General features: G+C 61.4%; 12 protein-coding genes. 6 read left to right on the forward strand and 6 right to left on the reverse strand.

The window, feature by feature from the left end:
• Window position 1 precedes the first annotated feature (1 nt).
• The 5 genes from Q1A07_RS01375 to Q1A07_RS01395 form a co-directional block, all read right to left on the reverse strand.
• A complete protein-coding gene (locus Q1A07_RS01375) occupies window positions 2–1189 on the reverse strand; it encodes a FliM/FliN family flagellar motor C-terminal domain-containing protein (protein ID WP_299777115.1) in 1188 nt (395 codons plus the stop codon).
• A gap of 125 nt (window positions 1190–1314) precedes the next feature.
• Window positions 1315–4008: an ATP-binding protein gene (locus Q1A07_RS01380; RefSeq protein ID WP_299777117.1), complete on the reverse strand. Its 2694-nt coding sequence runs from the start codon at window positions 4006–4008 to the stop codon at window positions 1315–1317.
• Window positions 4008–4283 carry a hypothetical protein gene (locus Q1A07_RS01385; protein WP_299777119.1) on the reverse strand — a complete coding sequence of 92 codons (276 nt, stop codon included), beginning with the start codon at window positions 4281–4283 and terminating at the stop codon, window positions 4008–4010. Before Q1A07_RS01385 ends, Q1A07_RS01380 begins: the two co-directional genes overlap by 1 nt.
• Before the next feature lie 3 nt (window positions 4284–4286).
• On the reverse strand, window positions 4287–4670 hold the full coding sequence (locus tag Q1A07_RS01390; protein WP_195819032.1) for a response regulator: 384 nt from the start codon (window positions 4668–4670) through the stop codon (window positions 4287–4289).
• A 155-nt stretch (window positions 4671–4825) separates the two neighbouring features.
• Complete coding sequence (locus tag Q1A07_RS01395) at window positions 4826–6115, reverse strand: helix-turn-helix transcriptional regulator (protein WP_299777122.1); 1290 nt, start codon at window positions 6113–6115, stop codon at window positions 4826–4828.
• Between the two features lie 237 nt (window positions 6116–6352).
• Here Q1A07_RS01395 and Q1A07_RS01400 point away from each other — a divergent pair, with 237 nt between their 5' ends.
• The 6 genes from Q1A07_RS01400 (at window position 6353) to Q1A07_RS01425 (ending at window position 12601) form a co-directional block, all read left to right on the forward strand.
• Complete coding sequence (locus tag Q1A07_RS01400) at window positions 6353–7702, forward strand: substrate-binding protein (protein ID WP_299777124.1); 1350 nt, start codon at window positions 6353–6355, stop codon at window positions 7700–7702.
• Between the two features lie 80 nt (window positions 7703–7782).
• Entirely contained in the window at window positions 7783–8814 is a 1032-nt protein-coding gene (locus tag Q1A07_RS01405; RefSeq protein ID WP_299777126.1) for a branched-chain amino acid ABC transporter permease, read from the forward strand.
• Window positions 8814–10013, forward strand: coding sequence for a branched-chain amino acid ABC transporter permease (locus Q1A07_RS01410; protein WP_299779103.1), 1200 nt, complete (start codon window positions 8814–8816; stop codon window positions 10011–10013). Before Q1A07_RS01405 ends, Q1A07_RS01410 begins: the two co-directional genes overlap by 1 nt.
• An 11-nt stretch (window positions 10014–10024) precedes the next feature.
• The gene (locus Q1A07_RS01415; protein ID WP_299777128.1) at window positions 10025–10789 is read left to right on the forward strand and encodes an ABC transporter ATP-binding protein; all 765 of its coding nucleotides are present in this window, start codon (window positions 10025–10027) and stop codon (window positions 10787–10789) included.
• Window positions 10790–10914: 125 nt separating this feature from the next.
• Window positions 10915–11670: an ABC transporter ATP-binding protein gene (locus Q1A07_RS01420; protein ID WP_299777130.1), complete on the forward strand. Its 756-nt coding sequence runs from the start codon at window positions 10915–10917 to the stop codon at window positions 11668–11670.
• 127 nt (window positions 11671–11797) lie between these two features.
• The gene (locus Q1A07_RS01425) at window positions 11798–12601 is read left to right on the forward strand and encodes a hypothetical protein (RefSeq protein WP_299777132.1); all 804 of its coding nucleotides are present in this window, start codon (window positions 11798–11800) and stop codon (window positions 12599–12601) included.
• 21 nt (window positions 12602–12622) lie between these two features.
• Here the strand turns inward: Q1A07_RS01425 and Q1A07_RS01430 are convergent, their stop codons facing one another.
• On the reverse strand, window positions 12623–14137 hold the full coding sequence (locus Q1A07_RS01430; protein WP_299777134.1) for an AMP-binding protein: 1515 nt from the start codon (window positions 14135–14137) through the stop codon (window positions 12623–12625).
• Between the last annotated feature and the right edge of the window lie 25 nt (window positions 14138–14162).

Consider the following 14162-nt stretch of genomic DNA (forward strand, 5'->3'; position numbering starts at 1 on the left):
ATCAGGCGGACTTCAGATCAGACAACCCCTCTATCGACGGCAATTCCTCTGCTCCGTCGAGATCCGGCAAATCTGGCAGGTCGGGCAGATCAGGAAGCGCGGCGCCAGCGTCGACCTCGGGCAAATCCGGCAATGCTGCCTCTTCCTCGAAGGCTGGTAACTCCGGCAAATCGGGCAAGTCATCGGCGAGGGCCGGCGTGATCTCCTGCGTCAGGTCCGGTAAAGCAGCTGGGGTATCTGCCTCTGCCCCATAATCCGTCATCTTCACCTGTGGCAAGTCTAGATCGTCACGATCACTCACCCGGCGCTTCGGGCTGTCACCCGTAGTTGCGACATTTTCCAGTTGAATGGCGCGCTGTCCGTCCAACTGCCCCATAGCCCCACGACTGATCACGCGCCCATCTAGGGTTCTGATTTCGACAGACTCAAACGCATCCGGACGCAAGGCCAGCTCATCTCCCGCAGCGAGTTTCTCCAACTGCGCCAGAGGCAGTCGTACGCGCCCCAAGATGGCCGTCAGATCAGCCTTCATTGTCATCACGGTCTTTTCCAGGGTGACCGGGCCTGTCTTAGTTTCAGCATTTTCTTCATCGGAGGCGACAGGTTCGAAACGTTTTTCCACGACGGGTAGTAGCAGGGTCAGGCCCGACTGGAACGCCCCGCCGGCAATATCCACCGTGAGCTTGAAAAGCGTGTATTCCGTTGCATCCAGCGCCAATCCGAAGAGGCGTGCGTTCTCCACCCGCGCCCCGAACTTAAAGGGGGGAAACATATCGCGATCGACATCCGTCTCCAGAAGCCTATGGGCCCGCTCAAAAAGTGAATCCAACAGCGGTGCAGATAAGGACGCGTCCGTGGCCGTCAGCGGGCGTTGCGCAGGAGAGGTCGTTGCGATCTTTCCGGTGGTTTGCTGCTGGATCATCGCACCAACCAGCTCCGGCCCCAACATCGCGCCACCCGAGGCACCGCTAGGGCCATCCAGCAGCATCAACAGGGAATCGTCATCAAGCTTTTCGGAAATCGTGTCGCCGTCACAGCGTTCCTGCGTGATCCCGATCACCACAAGGGCCATGCCGAAGACTTCATCAGCGATTTTGGCGACACTGACGCGCAGCGCTTTGGGCACGGTCATTGCCCGTGCCTGATGCTCCTGCTTTCCTGCCTGCGCCTTGCGCTGCAAAACTGACATCTGCGGCCCTTGTCAAGATAACCGGCGCCTCGCCCATCGCGCGCGGTCCTGTAGGGCCGGGATAAGGGACAATGGTTACTATTGCCTTTATGTCCGCAGAAACATGCGGTTTTTCAGCGAAAAACCTACTGCGCGGCCAGTGCCTGGGAGTGCGGGAGAGTGACCCGGAAAGCAGTGCCACCGGTGCCGTCCAGATAGCTCACATCGCCGCCAAGCCGCGCCATGATTTCACGACAGATGGCAAGACCCAGGCCCGCGCCATTGCCATCCTGCGCGCCGATCCGGCTGAATTTCTCGAACATCACGTCACGCGATGCGGCGGGAATACCCCACCCGTTATCGATAAAATCAATCACCACGCGTTCCCCTGACTGGGCGACATCGATCCGCAGTTCCGGATCCTGCGCAAGGCAGTATTTCTGCGCGTTGGTGATCAGGTTGATAAAAACCTGGCTCAGCCGGTCCAGATCCGTGTGCAGGGTGACCGTTTCATCAAGGCGTCTGCGTTTAAAGGTGATGGGCCGCGCCTCGCTGGCCTGCGCGGTGGCAATGGCGTGGTCCAGCAGATCCACAAGGCTGCCCGATTGCCGGTTCAGCGTCACCTGCCCGTTTTCCAGTACGGAAAGATCCAGCAGATCATCCAGCAATCGGGTCAGGCGGATCGCCTCCACATGAATGATGTTGGCGTATTTGGTTTTCTCCAGTGGACCGAGCCCATCGGTGTCACGCAAGATCTCCGAAAACGCCCGGATCGAGGTCATGGGAGTGCGCAACTCGTGGCTGATCTGGCTTAGAAAGGCGTCCTTCTGGTCGCTGAGCTGCATCAGCTTGGCATTGGCGTCGCGCAACTGGGCCGCGGTCTGGCTCAATTCCCGTGACTTGGCCTCAAGCTGGCTGGAGTACTCCAGCATCTGGGCGGATTCGTCGGCCACCGCGAGCAGATCCTGGACAGAAACCGCCGTGCCCCCCACGATCTGGCTGATCATCGCATGTGCGGTCGCGCCGCCCACCGACCCGGCCAGTTCCAGTTCCAACCGCTGCAGAAAATCGGCGGTGGGCTTGGGCAGATACCCCCCGTTCCCCTGCCTGTCTGCCTCTGCCTGAAAAAGGCGCTGCGCCTCCTTCGCCCCGAGGATACGCTGCGCCATGATCATCAGATCTTCGCTTTCGGCCACGGGGGCCTGCCAGCCGCGGGTCTGGCCGGAGTGATCGAAGACATTGACGAATTGCGCGCCCTGCAGCCGCTCCAACGGATCCGGGAACGTCATCAGAGAGACCAGTGCGAAACTGACCGCGTTCAGCAGCAGGCTCCAGAAAATCGCATGCACCGTCGGATCAAGCCCCGGAATCCCGAAGAGCGCCTGCGGGCGGAGCCCGTTGATGCCAAAAAGCCCCTTATCAAACACCGCAGCACTTAGGATCGCATCCGGCCCGAAACTCGGCAGCAGCATGGTGAAAACCCAGACGGAAAAGCCTACCCCGAGACCCACCAGCGCCCCGGCCCGTGTCGCCCCGCGCCAGAAGATACCGCCCAGCAGGGCGGGCAGAAATTGCGCCACCCCGGCAAAGGAGATCAGGCCGATGGCGGCCAGGGCGCCGGAGCCACCCGACAGGCGGTAATAGATGTAGCCGAACCCGATGATGGCGAGGATGGAGAGGCGCCGCGACAGGATGACCACATTGCGCACGTCCCCGGATTGGGTGGCCCCCCCCTGATGCAGGTAGAGAAAGACGGGCATCACCACGTGGTTCGACACCATCGTGCTGAGCGCCAGCGTGGCCACGATCACCATGGAGGTCGCGGAGGAGAACCCGCCCAGGAAGCTCAGCGTGGCAAGGCCCTCGCGCCCCTGGCTGAGCGGCAGGCTGAGCACGAAGAAATCCGGGTTCGATCCCGCCGGCAGCAGATCGAGACCAATCACCGCAATCGGCACCACGAAAAGGCTCATCAGCATCAGATATAGCGGAAAGGCCCAGCTTGCGATCTGCAGATGCCGCTCGTCATCATTTTCCACCACCATGACCTGAAACATGCGCGGCAGGCAGAGGAAGGCGGCAGCGGACACGAAAGTCAGCCCGGCCCAGCGGCTGCCATCCATCTCCCACGTGCCGAGGTCCGAGGCATCGATCCGAGCCAGCGTTTCCGACACACCGCCCGCGATCCCCCAGACGACAAAGACACCGACCGCCAGCAGGGCAATCAGCTTGACCACCGCCTCCACCGCGACGGCGATCACCACCCCGTGCTGACGCTCGTTCACGTTGAGGTTGCGGGTACCGAAGAGCACGGTGAAAAGCGCAAGGCCCACGGCAATCCAGAACCCGGCGGCGCGGGCCTCATCCGCGTCCGTGAGGCTGCCCTGCTCGGCGGCGGCAAAGAGAGACAGGGAAGCCGTAACCGATTGAAGTTGCAGGGCGATGTAAGGGGTCACGCCAATCACCGCCATTATCGTGACCACGATGGCAAGGCCGTTTGACTTACCATAACGCGAAGAGATCAGATCGGCGATGGAGGTGACCTTGTGGCTGCGCCCGATCCGCACCAACCGCCGCGCGATCCACCACCAGCCGATCATCACAAGGCTGGGGCCCAGGTAGATGGTCACATATTCCAGCCCGGACCGGGCGGCATAGCCAACCGCGCCATAGAACGTCCAGGCGGTGCAGTAGATCGACAGTGACAGTGTGTAGACCAGCGGCGAGCGCAACAGCCACCGGGCCCGCCCCCGCACCCCTGCCCGTTCCGCGGCAAAGGCCACGCAGAACAGGAAAAACACATAGGCCAGACAGACCGCGACCAGTGCATTGAGCGAGGCCATCATGGCGCCTCAGCGTCCTCCGGCGTCTTCGGCAGCCAGCGCATGCGATAGGCCAGATAAACCGACGCCACGATCAGCAGCGCCCAGACGCCAAAGACATAGAGCAGCGCGCGCGACATCGGCACGGCCTCCTCCGCCGCCCCTGCGGTGGGCCACAAAAGCGGGATCATCCACAGGCCAACGCCGAGAAACACGACCAGCCGTGCTGCATCCATGACGCGGCGCTGGCGGTAACTGCCGCGTTCCAGAAACAGCGGTGAGCCGCGCGGCGCCATCGCTCAGGTCCGCTGCCCGTGCACGTAGAGCAGATCGCGCACCGCTGTCAGAACCTCGGTATTGGAAAAGGGTTTGGTCATGAAGCGGCTCACACCGGCTTTCTCCGCCATTTCACGGTCGCGGCTCTGCCCTCGCGCGGTCAGCATCAGCACCGGCAGATCCGCCGTGGCGGCATCGCCGCGCAACTCCTCCAGGATGTCGAAACCGCTTTTGCCCGGCAGCATCACGTCCAGCACAACAAGATCCGGCTTGCTGCTGCGGATCACGTCCGTGGCATCGGCTCCGTCAGAATGTGTGTCCACCTGCCAACCCTCCCGGCTCAGCAAAAATCGAATGGCTTCGATGATGTTCAGCTCATCTTCGACCAAAAGCACATGCTTTCCCATCGCGACCTCCTCCCAAAAGGCGCTGCCCCGTCAGACATGTTGCCTGCCTCCCCGGGGGCGAGATTAAACTATCGTCGGTTTTATGCTGCCTGTCAAAGCTTTGAAGGGCGACATCGACGCGTCCCTGACGTCAAAAACCGGTACGATAACTGCGTTTACAACCCATTGCTGAGGATCGAGGGCTCGCGCCGCCCGGCGCAACCGTCACGCGGGCAAACGCTGCAGGAGGCACCGACCTCTGCGGGCTGGGCGGCGTCGGCGGCGCTGTTGGGCAGCACCAGCATGCTCGCCTGCACCAGAGGTGTCTGATTGTAGCTGGGCGCGCCCACGACCTCAGCCACCGCAAAACAGTCAAAGGCCGCGCGCCCGCGCCCCAATTGCACCAACGGCGTGCGGATCACCTGCCCGGGCTGTCCCAACACGGAAAAAAGCGGCCAGAGCGCGCAGGCCGGGCCAAACCGTGGAATGACAAAGCCGGTGGTCGGCTTGCGAAAGAGCAGACTGCCCGCGCGGTCGCAAACCACCAAGCCGGCCTCCAGGGCGGGCAGGCTCGCCATGCGCCGCAGGACCATCGCCACGGGCACGGTGAGGTGTCGCGCCAAAGCCACCGGATCGGGGCCGGTCTCGTTCAGCGCGCTTTGCAGCCTGGGCAATGGGACCTGCCGCGCATCCTCGACCACCCGTTCGAGAATCCCACGCGCCATGTGACGCGCAGCATTGGATCTGAGGCTGGATGCGGCGGCGATCATGCCCTCCGGCGTATCCTTGCCCTGCTCCAGCGCAGCGAAAGTATAGTCGTGCTCGCTCAGAAAGGCTTCCAACTCGTCCTGCGGGCTGGCACCTGCATCTTCCACCCCTTGCCCGGCATCGAGATACTGGACCAGCGCCTTGGAACTGTCGGCGAGCCGCCTGCTTTCCTGATTGATGTTGGCATGAAACCGGTCGCGCCATTCATCCGTCAGCTCCGCATCATCGGCCAGAATGGCCGCCGTGGACCGGATCGCCGCTGCCGTCGACAAAAGCTCGTGCACCGAGGCCGCCAGATGCGGGTCATGGGTCAGCCTGTCCGACAGGGTTTCCACCGTGCGTTCCAGACTGGCAATGCGCCGGTGACCGGTCGCCAGGACCTCTGCCCACCCCGGGAAACGGCCGGCGAATTCATCGGCGCGTGCCGCCTCTGTCTCGGTCAGATTGGCCGCCGTCGCCGCTTCGCGCAGCGTGGCGATCAGCGCCGCCTCGGCCCCTTCGGTGAGCATCGACGGCTCAACATCCAGAACGCGCGCAATGTTGAGCAGCAGCTTACCGCCGATTCTGCGCCGGTTGTGTTCAATCAGATTGAGATAGGAGGCTGAAATGCCTAAAGATCGAGCAAGATCGGCCTGCCGCAGACCCGCAACTGACCGTCGCTCTCTGATCCGACTGCCGGTCAAACCTTCGCGTGCCATTTCAACCTCTTCCGCAATATCATGCCTTTTCAACGGCTTTCTGCGCCGCAACATTACACAATTTACAACTCACCCTGCCAATCTGTCGATTTATTTACAAAATAAATGAGCATTTCAAGGCACTTGTTGCGCAATTTTCATTTACTGGGCGATAACTAAGTTTGCACCTTTGTGCATCGCGCGCCCGATTTTGGAGGAAAACATCGGGTGTTCGTTTTACCAACTGGGAGGATTTTCATGTCCAATTCGAAACTTACGCGTCGCGGTCTGATCAAGACCGGTGCCGTGGCCGGTGCCGCTGGTCTGACACTGCCGACGTATCTGCGTGCTGATGCGCATGCAGGCTATCTGAACGCCCCGCAGGGCGACACCGTGACACTCGGCTTCAACGTGCCCCAGTCCGGTCCCTACGCGGATGAAGGCGCGGACGAGCTGCGCGCCTATGAGCTCGCGGTCGAGCACCTGAACGGTGGCGGCGACGGCGGCATGATGAACACATTCACGTCCAAAGCCCTGCAGGGTAACGGCATCCTCGGCAAGAAGGTCGAATATGTCACGGGCGACACACAGACGAAATCGGATGCCGCACGCGCCTCTGCCAAGTCGATGATCGAAAAAGACGGCGCGGTGATGATCACCGGTGGCTCCTCCTCCGGGGTGGCCGTGGCCGTGCAGGCGCTCTGCCAGGAGGCAGGCGTGATCTTCATGGCGGGCCTCACGCACTCCAATGACACCACCGGCAAAGACCGCCGCGCCAATGGCTTCCGCCACTTCTTCAACTCCTACATGTCGGGTGCCGCCTTGGCACCAGTGCTGAAAAACGCCTATGGCTCGGACCGCAAGGCCTATCACCTGACCGCCGACTACAACTGGGGCTACACCACTGAAGAAGCGGTGAAATCCTCGACCGAGGCGATGGGCTGGGAAACCGTTGCAGCCGTGAAAACACCGCTGACACAGACCGATTTCTCTTCTTATATCGCACCGGTGCTGCAGTCGGGTGCCGACACGCTGGTGCTGAACCACTACGGCGGCAACATGGTCAACTCGCTGACCAATGCCGTGCAGTTCGGCCTGCGCGACAAGCAAGTCAACGGCAAGGACTTCCAGATCATCGTGCCGCTCTACTCCCGCCTGATGGCCAAGGGTGCGGGCGCCAACGTGAAGGGCATCTTTGGCTCGACAAACTGGCACTGGTCGCTCACCGACGAAGGCTCCAAAGCATTCGTGCAGTCCTTCGGCACCAAATACGGCTTCCCGCCGTCTCAGGCCGCGCACACCTGCTATGTGCAGGCGCTGCTCTACGCGGATGCCTGTGAGCGTGCGGGCACGTTCAACCCGTGCGGCGTGGTCGAGGCCCTCGAAGGCTTCGAATTCGACGGCATGGGCAACGGCAAGACGCTCTATCGTGCCGACGACCACCAGTGCTTCAAGGATGTGCTGGTCGTGAAAGGGAAAGAGAACCCGACATCCGAGTTCGACCTTCTTGAAATCGTTGAGGTGACACCTGTTGAGCAGGTGACATATGCGCCGGATCACCCGCAGTTCGCGGGCGGTAGCTTGGGCACCTGTAACCCGGGCGCCTGACCTCTTACAGGGCGGAGCCGGTCTCCGCCCTGTCCTCCCCGGGACCTCCGGGGCCACGACCGTTTCATGAAGGTGGGACCATGGACGCAATCATCCTGCAAATTCTCAATGGCCTCGACAAAGGCTCCGCCTATGCGCTGATTGCGCTGGGTCTGACACTGATTTTCGGCACCCTCGGCGTGGTGAATTTCGCGCATGGGGCGCTCTTCATGATCGGCGCATTCTGCGCGGTCACCCTGAGCCGGATTCTGACCCTCAGCCACACGGTGATCGACGAGACGCAAAAGGACTTTCTGGGCAATCCGCTGAAGGTGGATGTGCCCTATATCTACGACATCTTCGGACAGGCCACGGGCGATGCGATCATCGACTGGGCGGTCCCGATCTCGATCCTCTTTGCGATCCCCGTCATGGTCGGCATCGGCTTTGCCATGGAACGCGGGCTGATCAAGCATTTCTACAAGCGTCCCCACGCCGATCAGATTCTCGTGACCTTCGGTCTGGCGATCGTCCTGCAAGAGATCATCAAGTATTTCTACGGCGCCAACCCGATCCCCACCCCCGCGCCTGACGCCTTCCGCGGCTCTTTCGATTTCGGTGCCATGCTCGGGTTTGATCCCAATACGATCATCTACCCCTATTGGCGTCTGGTCTACTTCGCCTTTGCCGCCGTGATCATCGGTGCGGTCTTTGCCTTTCTGCAATTCACCACCTTCGGCATGGTGGTGCGCGCCGGTATGGCCGACCGCGAAACCGTGGGGCTCTTGGGCATCAACATCGACAAGCGTTTCACCATCATGTTCGGGATCGCCGCCGCCGTGGCGGGCCTTGCAGGGGTGATGTACACGCCGATCAACTCGCCCAACTACCACATGGGCATGGACTTTCTCGTGCTCAGCTTCGTGGTGGTCGTTGTCGGCGGCATGGGCTCACTCTCGGGCGCCGTGTTGGCCGGGTTCCTCTTGGGCATCCTTGAAAGCTTTGCCTCCATGGCAATCGTGCTTGAGACCCTGCCCGGCATCAACCAGATCATCATCTACCTGGTCGCCATCATCATCTTGCTCACCCGTCCACGAGGCCTGATGGGCCGCAAAGGCGTGATGGAGGAATAATCATGGGCCTGAACAAAAAAGACTTCACCCTCCTGATCATCGTCGCAATTCTCTGTGTCTTTGCGCCGTTTATCCTGAACCCCTTCCCTGAAGGATCAGCCATGGCGCAGTTCAACGCCGGCTATCCGGATCTGATGCAACGGCTGGTGATTTTCGGCATCTTTGCCATTGGGTTCAACATCCTCTTTGGCCTCACCGGCTATCTCAGCTTCGGCCACGCGGCCTTCCTCGGGGTTGGCTCTTACGCCGCGATCTGGATGATGAAGCTGCTCACCATGAACGTGATCCCTGCGATCATCATCTCGGTGCTGGTGGCGGGCCTCTTCTCGCTGCTGGTGGGCTGGATTTCCCTGCGCCGCTCGGGCATCTACTTCTCGATCCTGACACTGGCCTTTGCGCAGATGTCCTATTCGCTGGCCTATTCGGTGCTGACGCCGATCACCGGCGGTGAAACCGGCTTGCAGCCAAAAGTGAACGATCCGCGCATCCTCGACGGTGCCCTGGCCGCAGGTGAGACCCCGCGTGCCAACCTCTTTGGCCTGCAAATGAACCAAAGCTATGAGATGGCGGTGGGCAACTGGGTCTTCACCTTCAACGCCGGCTACTATCTGGCGGCCATCGTGATGCTGATCGCCTTCTACATCTCGATCCGTATCTTCCGCTCTCCTTTTGGCATGATGCTGCGCGCGGTGAAATCGAACCAGCAGCGGCTGAACTACACCGGGCTGAACGCCAAGCCCTACACGTTGGCGGCCTTCGTGATCTCGGGCATGTATGCCGGGCTCGCTGGCGGTCTGCTGGTCGCCATGGACACGCAGGTGGGCGCCGAACGGATGTTCTGGACCGCCTCCGGGGAAGTCGTTCTGATGACCATCCTTGGCGGCGCGGGCACGCTGATCGGGCCAGTGCTGGGCGCGGGTTTCATCAAGTACATGGAAAACATCGTCTCCAAGATCAACAAGAGCATTCTGGAACAGTGGTTCGCCTTCATGCCCGACGGGATCGAGGACCTGCTGATCACGCTGGTCTACCCCTTCATCGGCAAGGGCTGGCACCTCACGCTCGGCATCCTCTTCATGCTGGTGGTGATCTTCTTGCCGGGTGGCCTCGTCGAAGGCGGCCAGCGTGTGGGGCGGCTCTTCAAGCGCAAGAAGCCAGCGGACGACAAGCCCGATGGCAAAACCACCCCGGCCGAATAAGGAGAGAAGACATGGGAATTCTCGAAGTTAAGAACGTCGGCAAACGCTTTGGGGGCCTGCAGGCGCTTGGAGATGTGAACCTGAGCATCGCCGAAAACTCGGTGCATGCGATCATCGGGCCCAATGGCGCGGGGAAATCCACGCTGCTGAACTGCCTTGTGGGCAAGCTGATCCCGGATACCGGATCAGTGATGTTCGACGGGCAATCGGTGCTCGGACGCAAGCCCTATGAGATTAACCAGATGGGGATCTCCCGTGTGTTCCAGACGCCCGAGATTTTCGCAGATCTGAGCGTGATGGAAAACATGATGATCCCCTGTTTTGCCAAGCGCGACGGGGCGTTTCAGCTGAACGCACTGTCCAGCATCCCCTCGCAACGCGACATGATCGAACGGGCGGAACACATGCTGGAAGACATGAACATGGCCGACAAGCGTGCGATGCACGCGGGCTCTCTGTCGCGCGGCGATAAGCGGCGGCTCGAGATCGGGATGTGTCTGTCACAAGAACCACGCCTGTTGCTGCTGGATGAGCCCACGGCGGGCATGGCCCGGGCCGACACCAACAACACCATCGACCTGCTGAAACAGATCAGCGAAGATCGCGACATCACCATCGCGATCATCGAGCATGACATGCATGTGGTCTTCAGCCTCGCCGAACGCATTACCGTGCTGGCCCAGGGCACGCCGCTGGTCGAGGACACACCGGACAACATCAAGGGCAATCCGAAGGTGCGTGAAGCTTATCTGGGCGAAACCCAGGACGCGGCGTGAGCCTTGTGCAAGGGTGGCCTGAAGCCCACCCTACCTGCCACATGACAGGTGCCACGACATTCAAAACAGACAGGTAAGGTGGACTTTAGTCCACCGCTTACCCGGCAAACCGAAGGACGATACCGATGAACGTCAAACCGGATTTTTCCAAAAACGCCAATCAGGCGGCCACGGCGCCGGCCTTTCTCTCGGTCTGGGACATGCACGCCTATTACGGCGAGAGCTATATCGTGCAGGGGATCAGCTTCAACGTGCACGAGGGCGAAATTCTCGCGCTCCTGGGTCGCAACGGGGCCGGGAAAACCTCGACCCTGCGGGCGATTGCACGGCTGGCCGACCCGGAGGTCAAACGCGGCGAGATCTGGCTCGATCACCAGCCGCTGCACAACATGTCCAGCTATCAGGCGAGCCAGGCGGGCCTTGGCCTCGTCCCGGAAGACCGCCGCATCATCGCGGGTCTGACCGTTGAGGAAAACCTCAAACTCGCACAGATCGCGCCCCCCATCGGCTGGTCGCTGGAACGGGTCTATGACCTCTTCCCCCGCCTGCGCGAACGCCGGACCCAGGAAGGCGTGACCCTCTCGGGCGGCGAGCAGCAGATGCTGGCCATCGCCCGCGCGCTCTGCCGCGACATCAAGGTACTGCTGCTGGATGAACCCTATGAGGGCCTCGCCCCGGTGATCGTGGATGAAATCGAAAAGACCCTGCGCATCATCAAGGAACAGGGGATCACCACGATCCTCGTGGAGCAAAACGCGGTGCGCGCGCTACAGCTGGCCGACCGCGCCGTGATCCTCGACACAGGCGGGATCGTCTTTGACGGCACCGCAGCAGAGGTGCTTGAGAACAAGGAGCTGCGCGAGGAGTATCTTGCGATCTGACCCCACAATTCTACGCTTAAACGACGAAAACCCGGTGCATCCGCTGCGCCGGGTTTTTTGCTGCAATTTGACCGATCCGCCGATGAGGCGCACACTTGCCCCCTATTCAACACTTGGGAGCAAGACGATGTTTATTCCTAGTCGATTGATTTTAGTGATCTCTTTTCTGTTCACTGCAACACTCTCTGCCTGCGTTCTTTTCACGCAGGATCCCTTCACAACAACGAATTGCGTCGGATTTGACGGGGAGGAATTCGGCGATGCCCCGGATCAGACCCCGACGGGCTATACGGCACCGGGCGCCGACATCGGCGCCTTCCCCTCGCGGCGCATCAACGATGGCCCCCGCGCCCAGGTGCGCTGCCGGTACTGGATCGGGGAATACGTCACAGTCGAGGCGGATTACACCGACCCAAACGATCCCGATCCGATCAACCCCCAGGGCCGGCCACCGGGGACAAATGTGCCGAACATCACCACCGACTATGATGACGGGGTGACCTATGATTGGCTGGTTGCGGCACCTTCAACGCCCGACAGGCTCCCGGCGAAACTCAATTTCCGCATCCAGATCAACAGCATCGGGCAGCATGAGGTGTTCTTCAATGTGCTGGTCGATGCCAACCGGGACGGCGACTGGAAGGACGATTCACCCATTCTCGGGCCGGGCGAATGGGCTGTGCGCAACCATCGCGTCTCTGTGCGCGACGGGTTTGTGACCTACGATATGCCCGAGATTGATTTCCCGATCGGCGCCAGCGGCATGCCGGAGTGCATGTGGGCGCGTGTCACGGTCTCCGATCAGCCGTTGGGCCTGGGTCAGGACATCCCCTGGAGCGGCACTGGCGCCATCGGTCAGGGCGAGATCGAGGACGTCCTTGTCATCGGCGCGAATGGCACGACCTGCACCGTGCTGCAGCCTGAAAACTGACCCGACCCGCAGGGCGGCGCGCTACGTGCCGCCCTGCGATTTCAGACGGGCGCGCAATTCGGTCTTGAGCACCTTGCCGTAGTTGTTCTTGGGCAAGGCCTCGATGGGGATATAGGCCTTTGGGCGTTTGAACCGCGCAATGTTCCCCAGACAGAGCGCGTCCAGCCGCGCGGCCTCAAAATCGCCGACGACGAAGGCGACGACCTCTTCGCCCCACTCCGGATGTTCCCGCCCCACAACCGAGACTTCGGAAACCCCGGGATCGCGCAGCAAAACCTCCTCGACCTCACGCGGATAGACGTTTGAGCCACCGGTGATGATCATGTCCTTGGAGCGGTCCTGCATCGTGACATAGCCACCCGCATCCATGAACCCCATGTCGCCCGTCATCAGCCAGCCATTGACGAGCGTCTTGGCCGTGGCTTGCGGGTTTTGCCAGTATCCGGGCATGACGGTATCGCCGCGCACCATGATTTCGCCATGGATTCCGGGGGCCACAGGAACGCCTCTTTCATCGCCAATCTGCACCTCGACGGCGGATTGCGCCCGCCCCACGGACTGGAGCCGATCCGCCCAGCCCGAAGAGCTGCGATCCGCGACATCTGCCCGGCTGAGCGCGGTGATGCCCATGGGACATTCCCCCTGCCTGTATATTTGCACGAAAATCGGGCCGAAATGGTCCACGGCTTCGATAATGTCCGCGTTGTACATGGGCCCGCCCGCATAGACGACCGTGCGCAGGCCGGCCCCATCGCGGCCCGTGGCCTTGGCCACATGGGTCATCCGCTGCACCATCGTCGGGGCGGCAAAGATCTGGACGGACCCGAAATGCGCGGCAAGATCGAAGATTTCACCGGGATCGAACCCACCTGATGCCGGACAGACATGCCGCGCCCCCGCCCGGACATGCATCATGTTGTAGATGCCCGCGCCATGGCTCATCGGTGCGGCATAGAGCGTTGTATCCTCCGGGTGCACCGGGTCGGCGTCCTGCGTGTAGCACAGGCTCATGGTTGTGAGCATGCGGAAGGTGATCATCACCCCCTTGGGCTTGCCCGTGGTACCCGAGGTATAAAAGAGCCAGGCAAGGTCTTCTGCGGACCGGGGCGCGATGGTCTGGATCGGCGCATGGCGCACGACGACGTCAAAGGCCGAACTCGGCGCCTCGGTCATCCGCACGGTAACGCCCGCGTCGCTCAGGCTCTCGCGCAAATCGGGCGAGACAAAGACATGCGCGGCGCCTGCGTCATCAAGAATATAGGCCGCCTCGCGCCCGTGCAGCTTGGCGTTGATCGGCACGACCACGGCGCCCAGCGACCAGATCCCGTAGAAGACCACCAGATAGTCGGGCACGTTCTTCATGAAAATCGCGACACGGTCCCCCGGCCCCACACCCTGCGCCTGCAGCCACCCCGCCACCGCGCGGGCCTGCGCAAAAAGCACGCCATAGGTCGCGACCTGCTGCCTGCCCAGGAACAACGCCGGACGGTCCGGCATCGCCGTTGCGCTGCGTTCAAGCCAATGTGCCAGATTCATCAAATGCCCCTCCATCGTAGCCCAA

This window comes from uncultured Roseobacter sp., from assembly GCF_947492555.1.
Lineage (GTDB): Bacteria > Pseudomonadota > Alphaproteobacteria > Rhodobacterales > Rhodobacteraceae > Roseobacter.

Coding starts and splice junctions, on each gene's coding strand:
- Q1A07_RS01405 (WP_299777126.1), top strand. CDS start 7,783: ATGGACGCAATCATCCTGCAAATTCTCAATGGCCTCGACAAAGGCTCC.
- Q1A07_RS01375 (WP_299777115.1), bottom strand. CDS start 1,189: ATGTCAGTTTTGCAGCGCAAGGCGCAGGCAGGAAAGCAGGAGCATCAG.
- Q1A07_RS01400 (WP_299777124.1), top strand. CDS start 6,353: ATGTCCAATTCGAAACTTACGCGTCGCGGTCTGATCAAGACCGGTGCC.
- Q1A07_RS01430 (WP_299777134.1), bottom strand. CDS start 14,137: ATGAATCTGGCACATTGGCTTGAACGCAGCGCAACGGCGATGCCGGAC.
- Q1A07_RS01420 (WP_299777130.1), top strand. CDS start 10,915: ATGAACGTCAAACCGGATTTTTCCAAAAACGCCAATCAGGCGGCCACG.
- Q1A07_RS01425 (WP_299777132.1), top strand. CDS start 11,798: ATGTTTATTCCTAGTCGATTGATTTTAGTGATCTCTTTTCTGTTCACT.
- Q1A07_RS01395 (WP_299777122.1), bottom strand. CDS start 6,115: ATGGCACGCGAAGGTTTGACCGGCAGTCGGATCAGAGAGCGACGGTCA.
- Q1A07_RS01415 (WP_299777128.1), top strand. CDS start 10,025: ATGGGAATTCTCGAAGTTAAGAACGTCGGCAAACGCTTTGGGGGCCTG.
- Q1A07_RS01390 (WP_195819032.1), bottom strand. CDS start 4,670: ATGGGAAAGCATGTGCTTTTGGTCGAAGATGAGCTGAACATCATCGAA.
- Q1A07_RS01380 (WP_299777117.1), bottom strand. CDS start 4,008: ATGGCCTCGCTCAATGCACTGGTCGCGGTCTGTCTGGCCTATGTGTTT.
- Q1A07_RS01385 (WP_299777119.1), bottom strand. CDS start 4,283: ATGGCGCCGCGCGGCTCACCGCTGTTTCTGGAACGCGGCAGTTACCGC.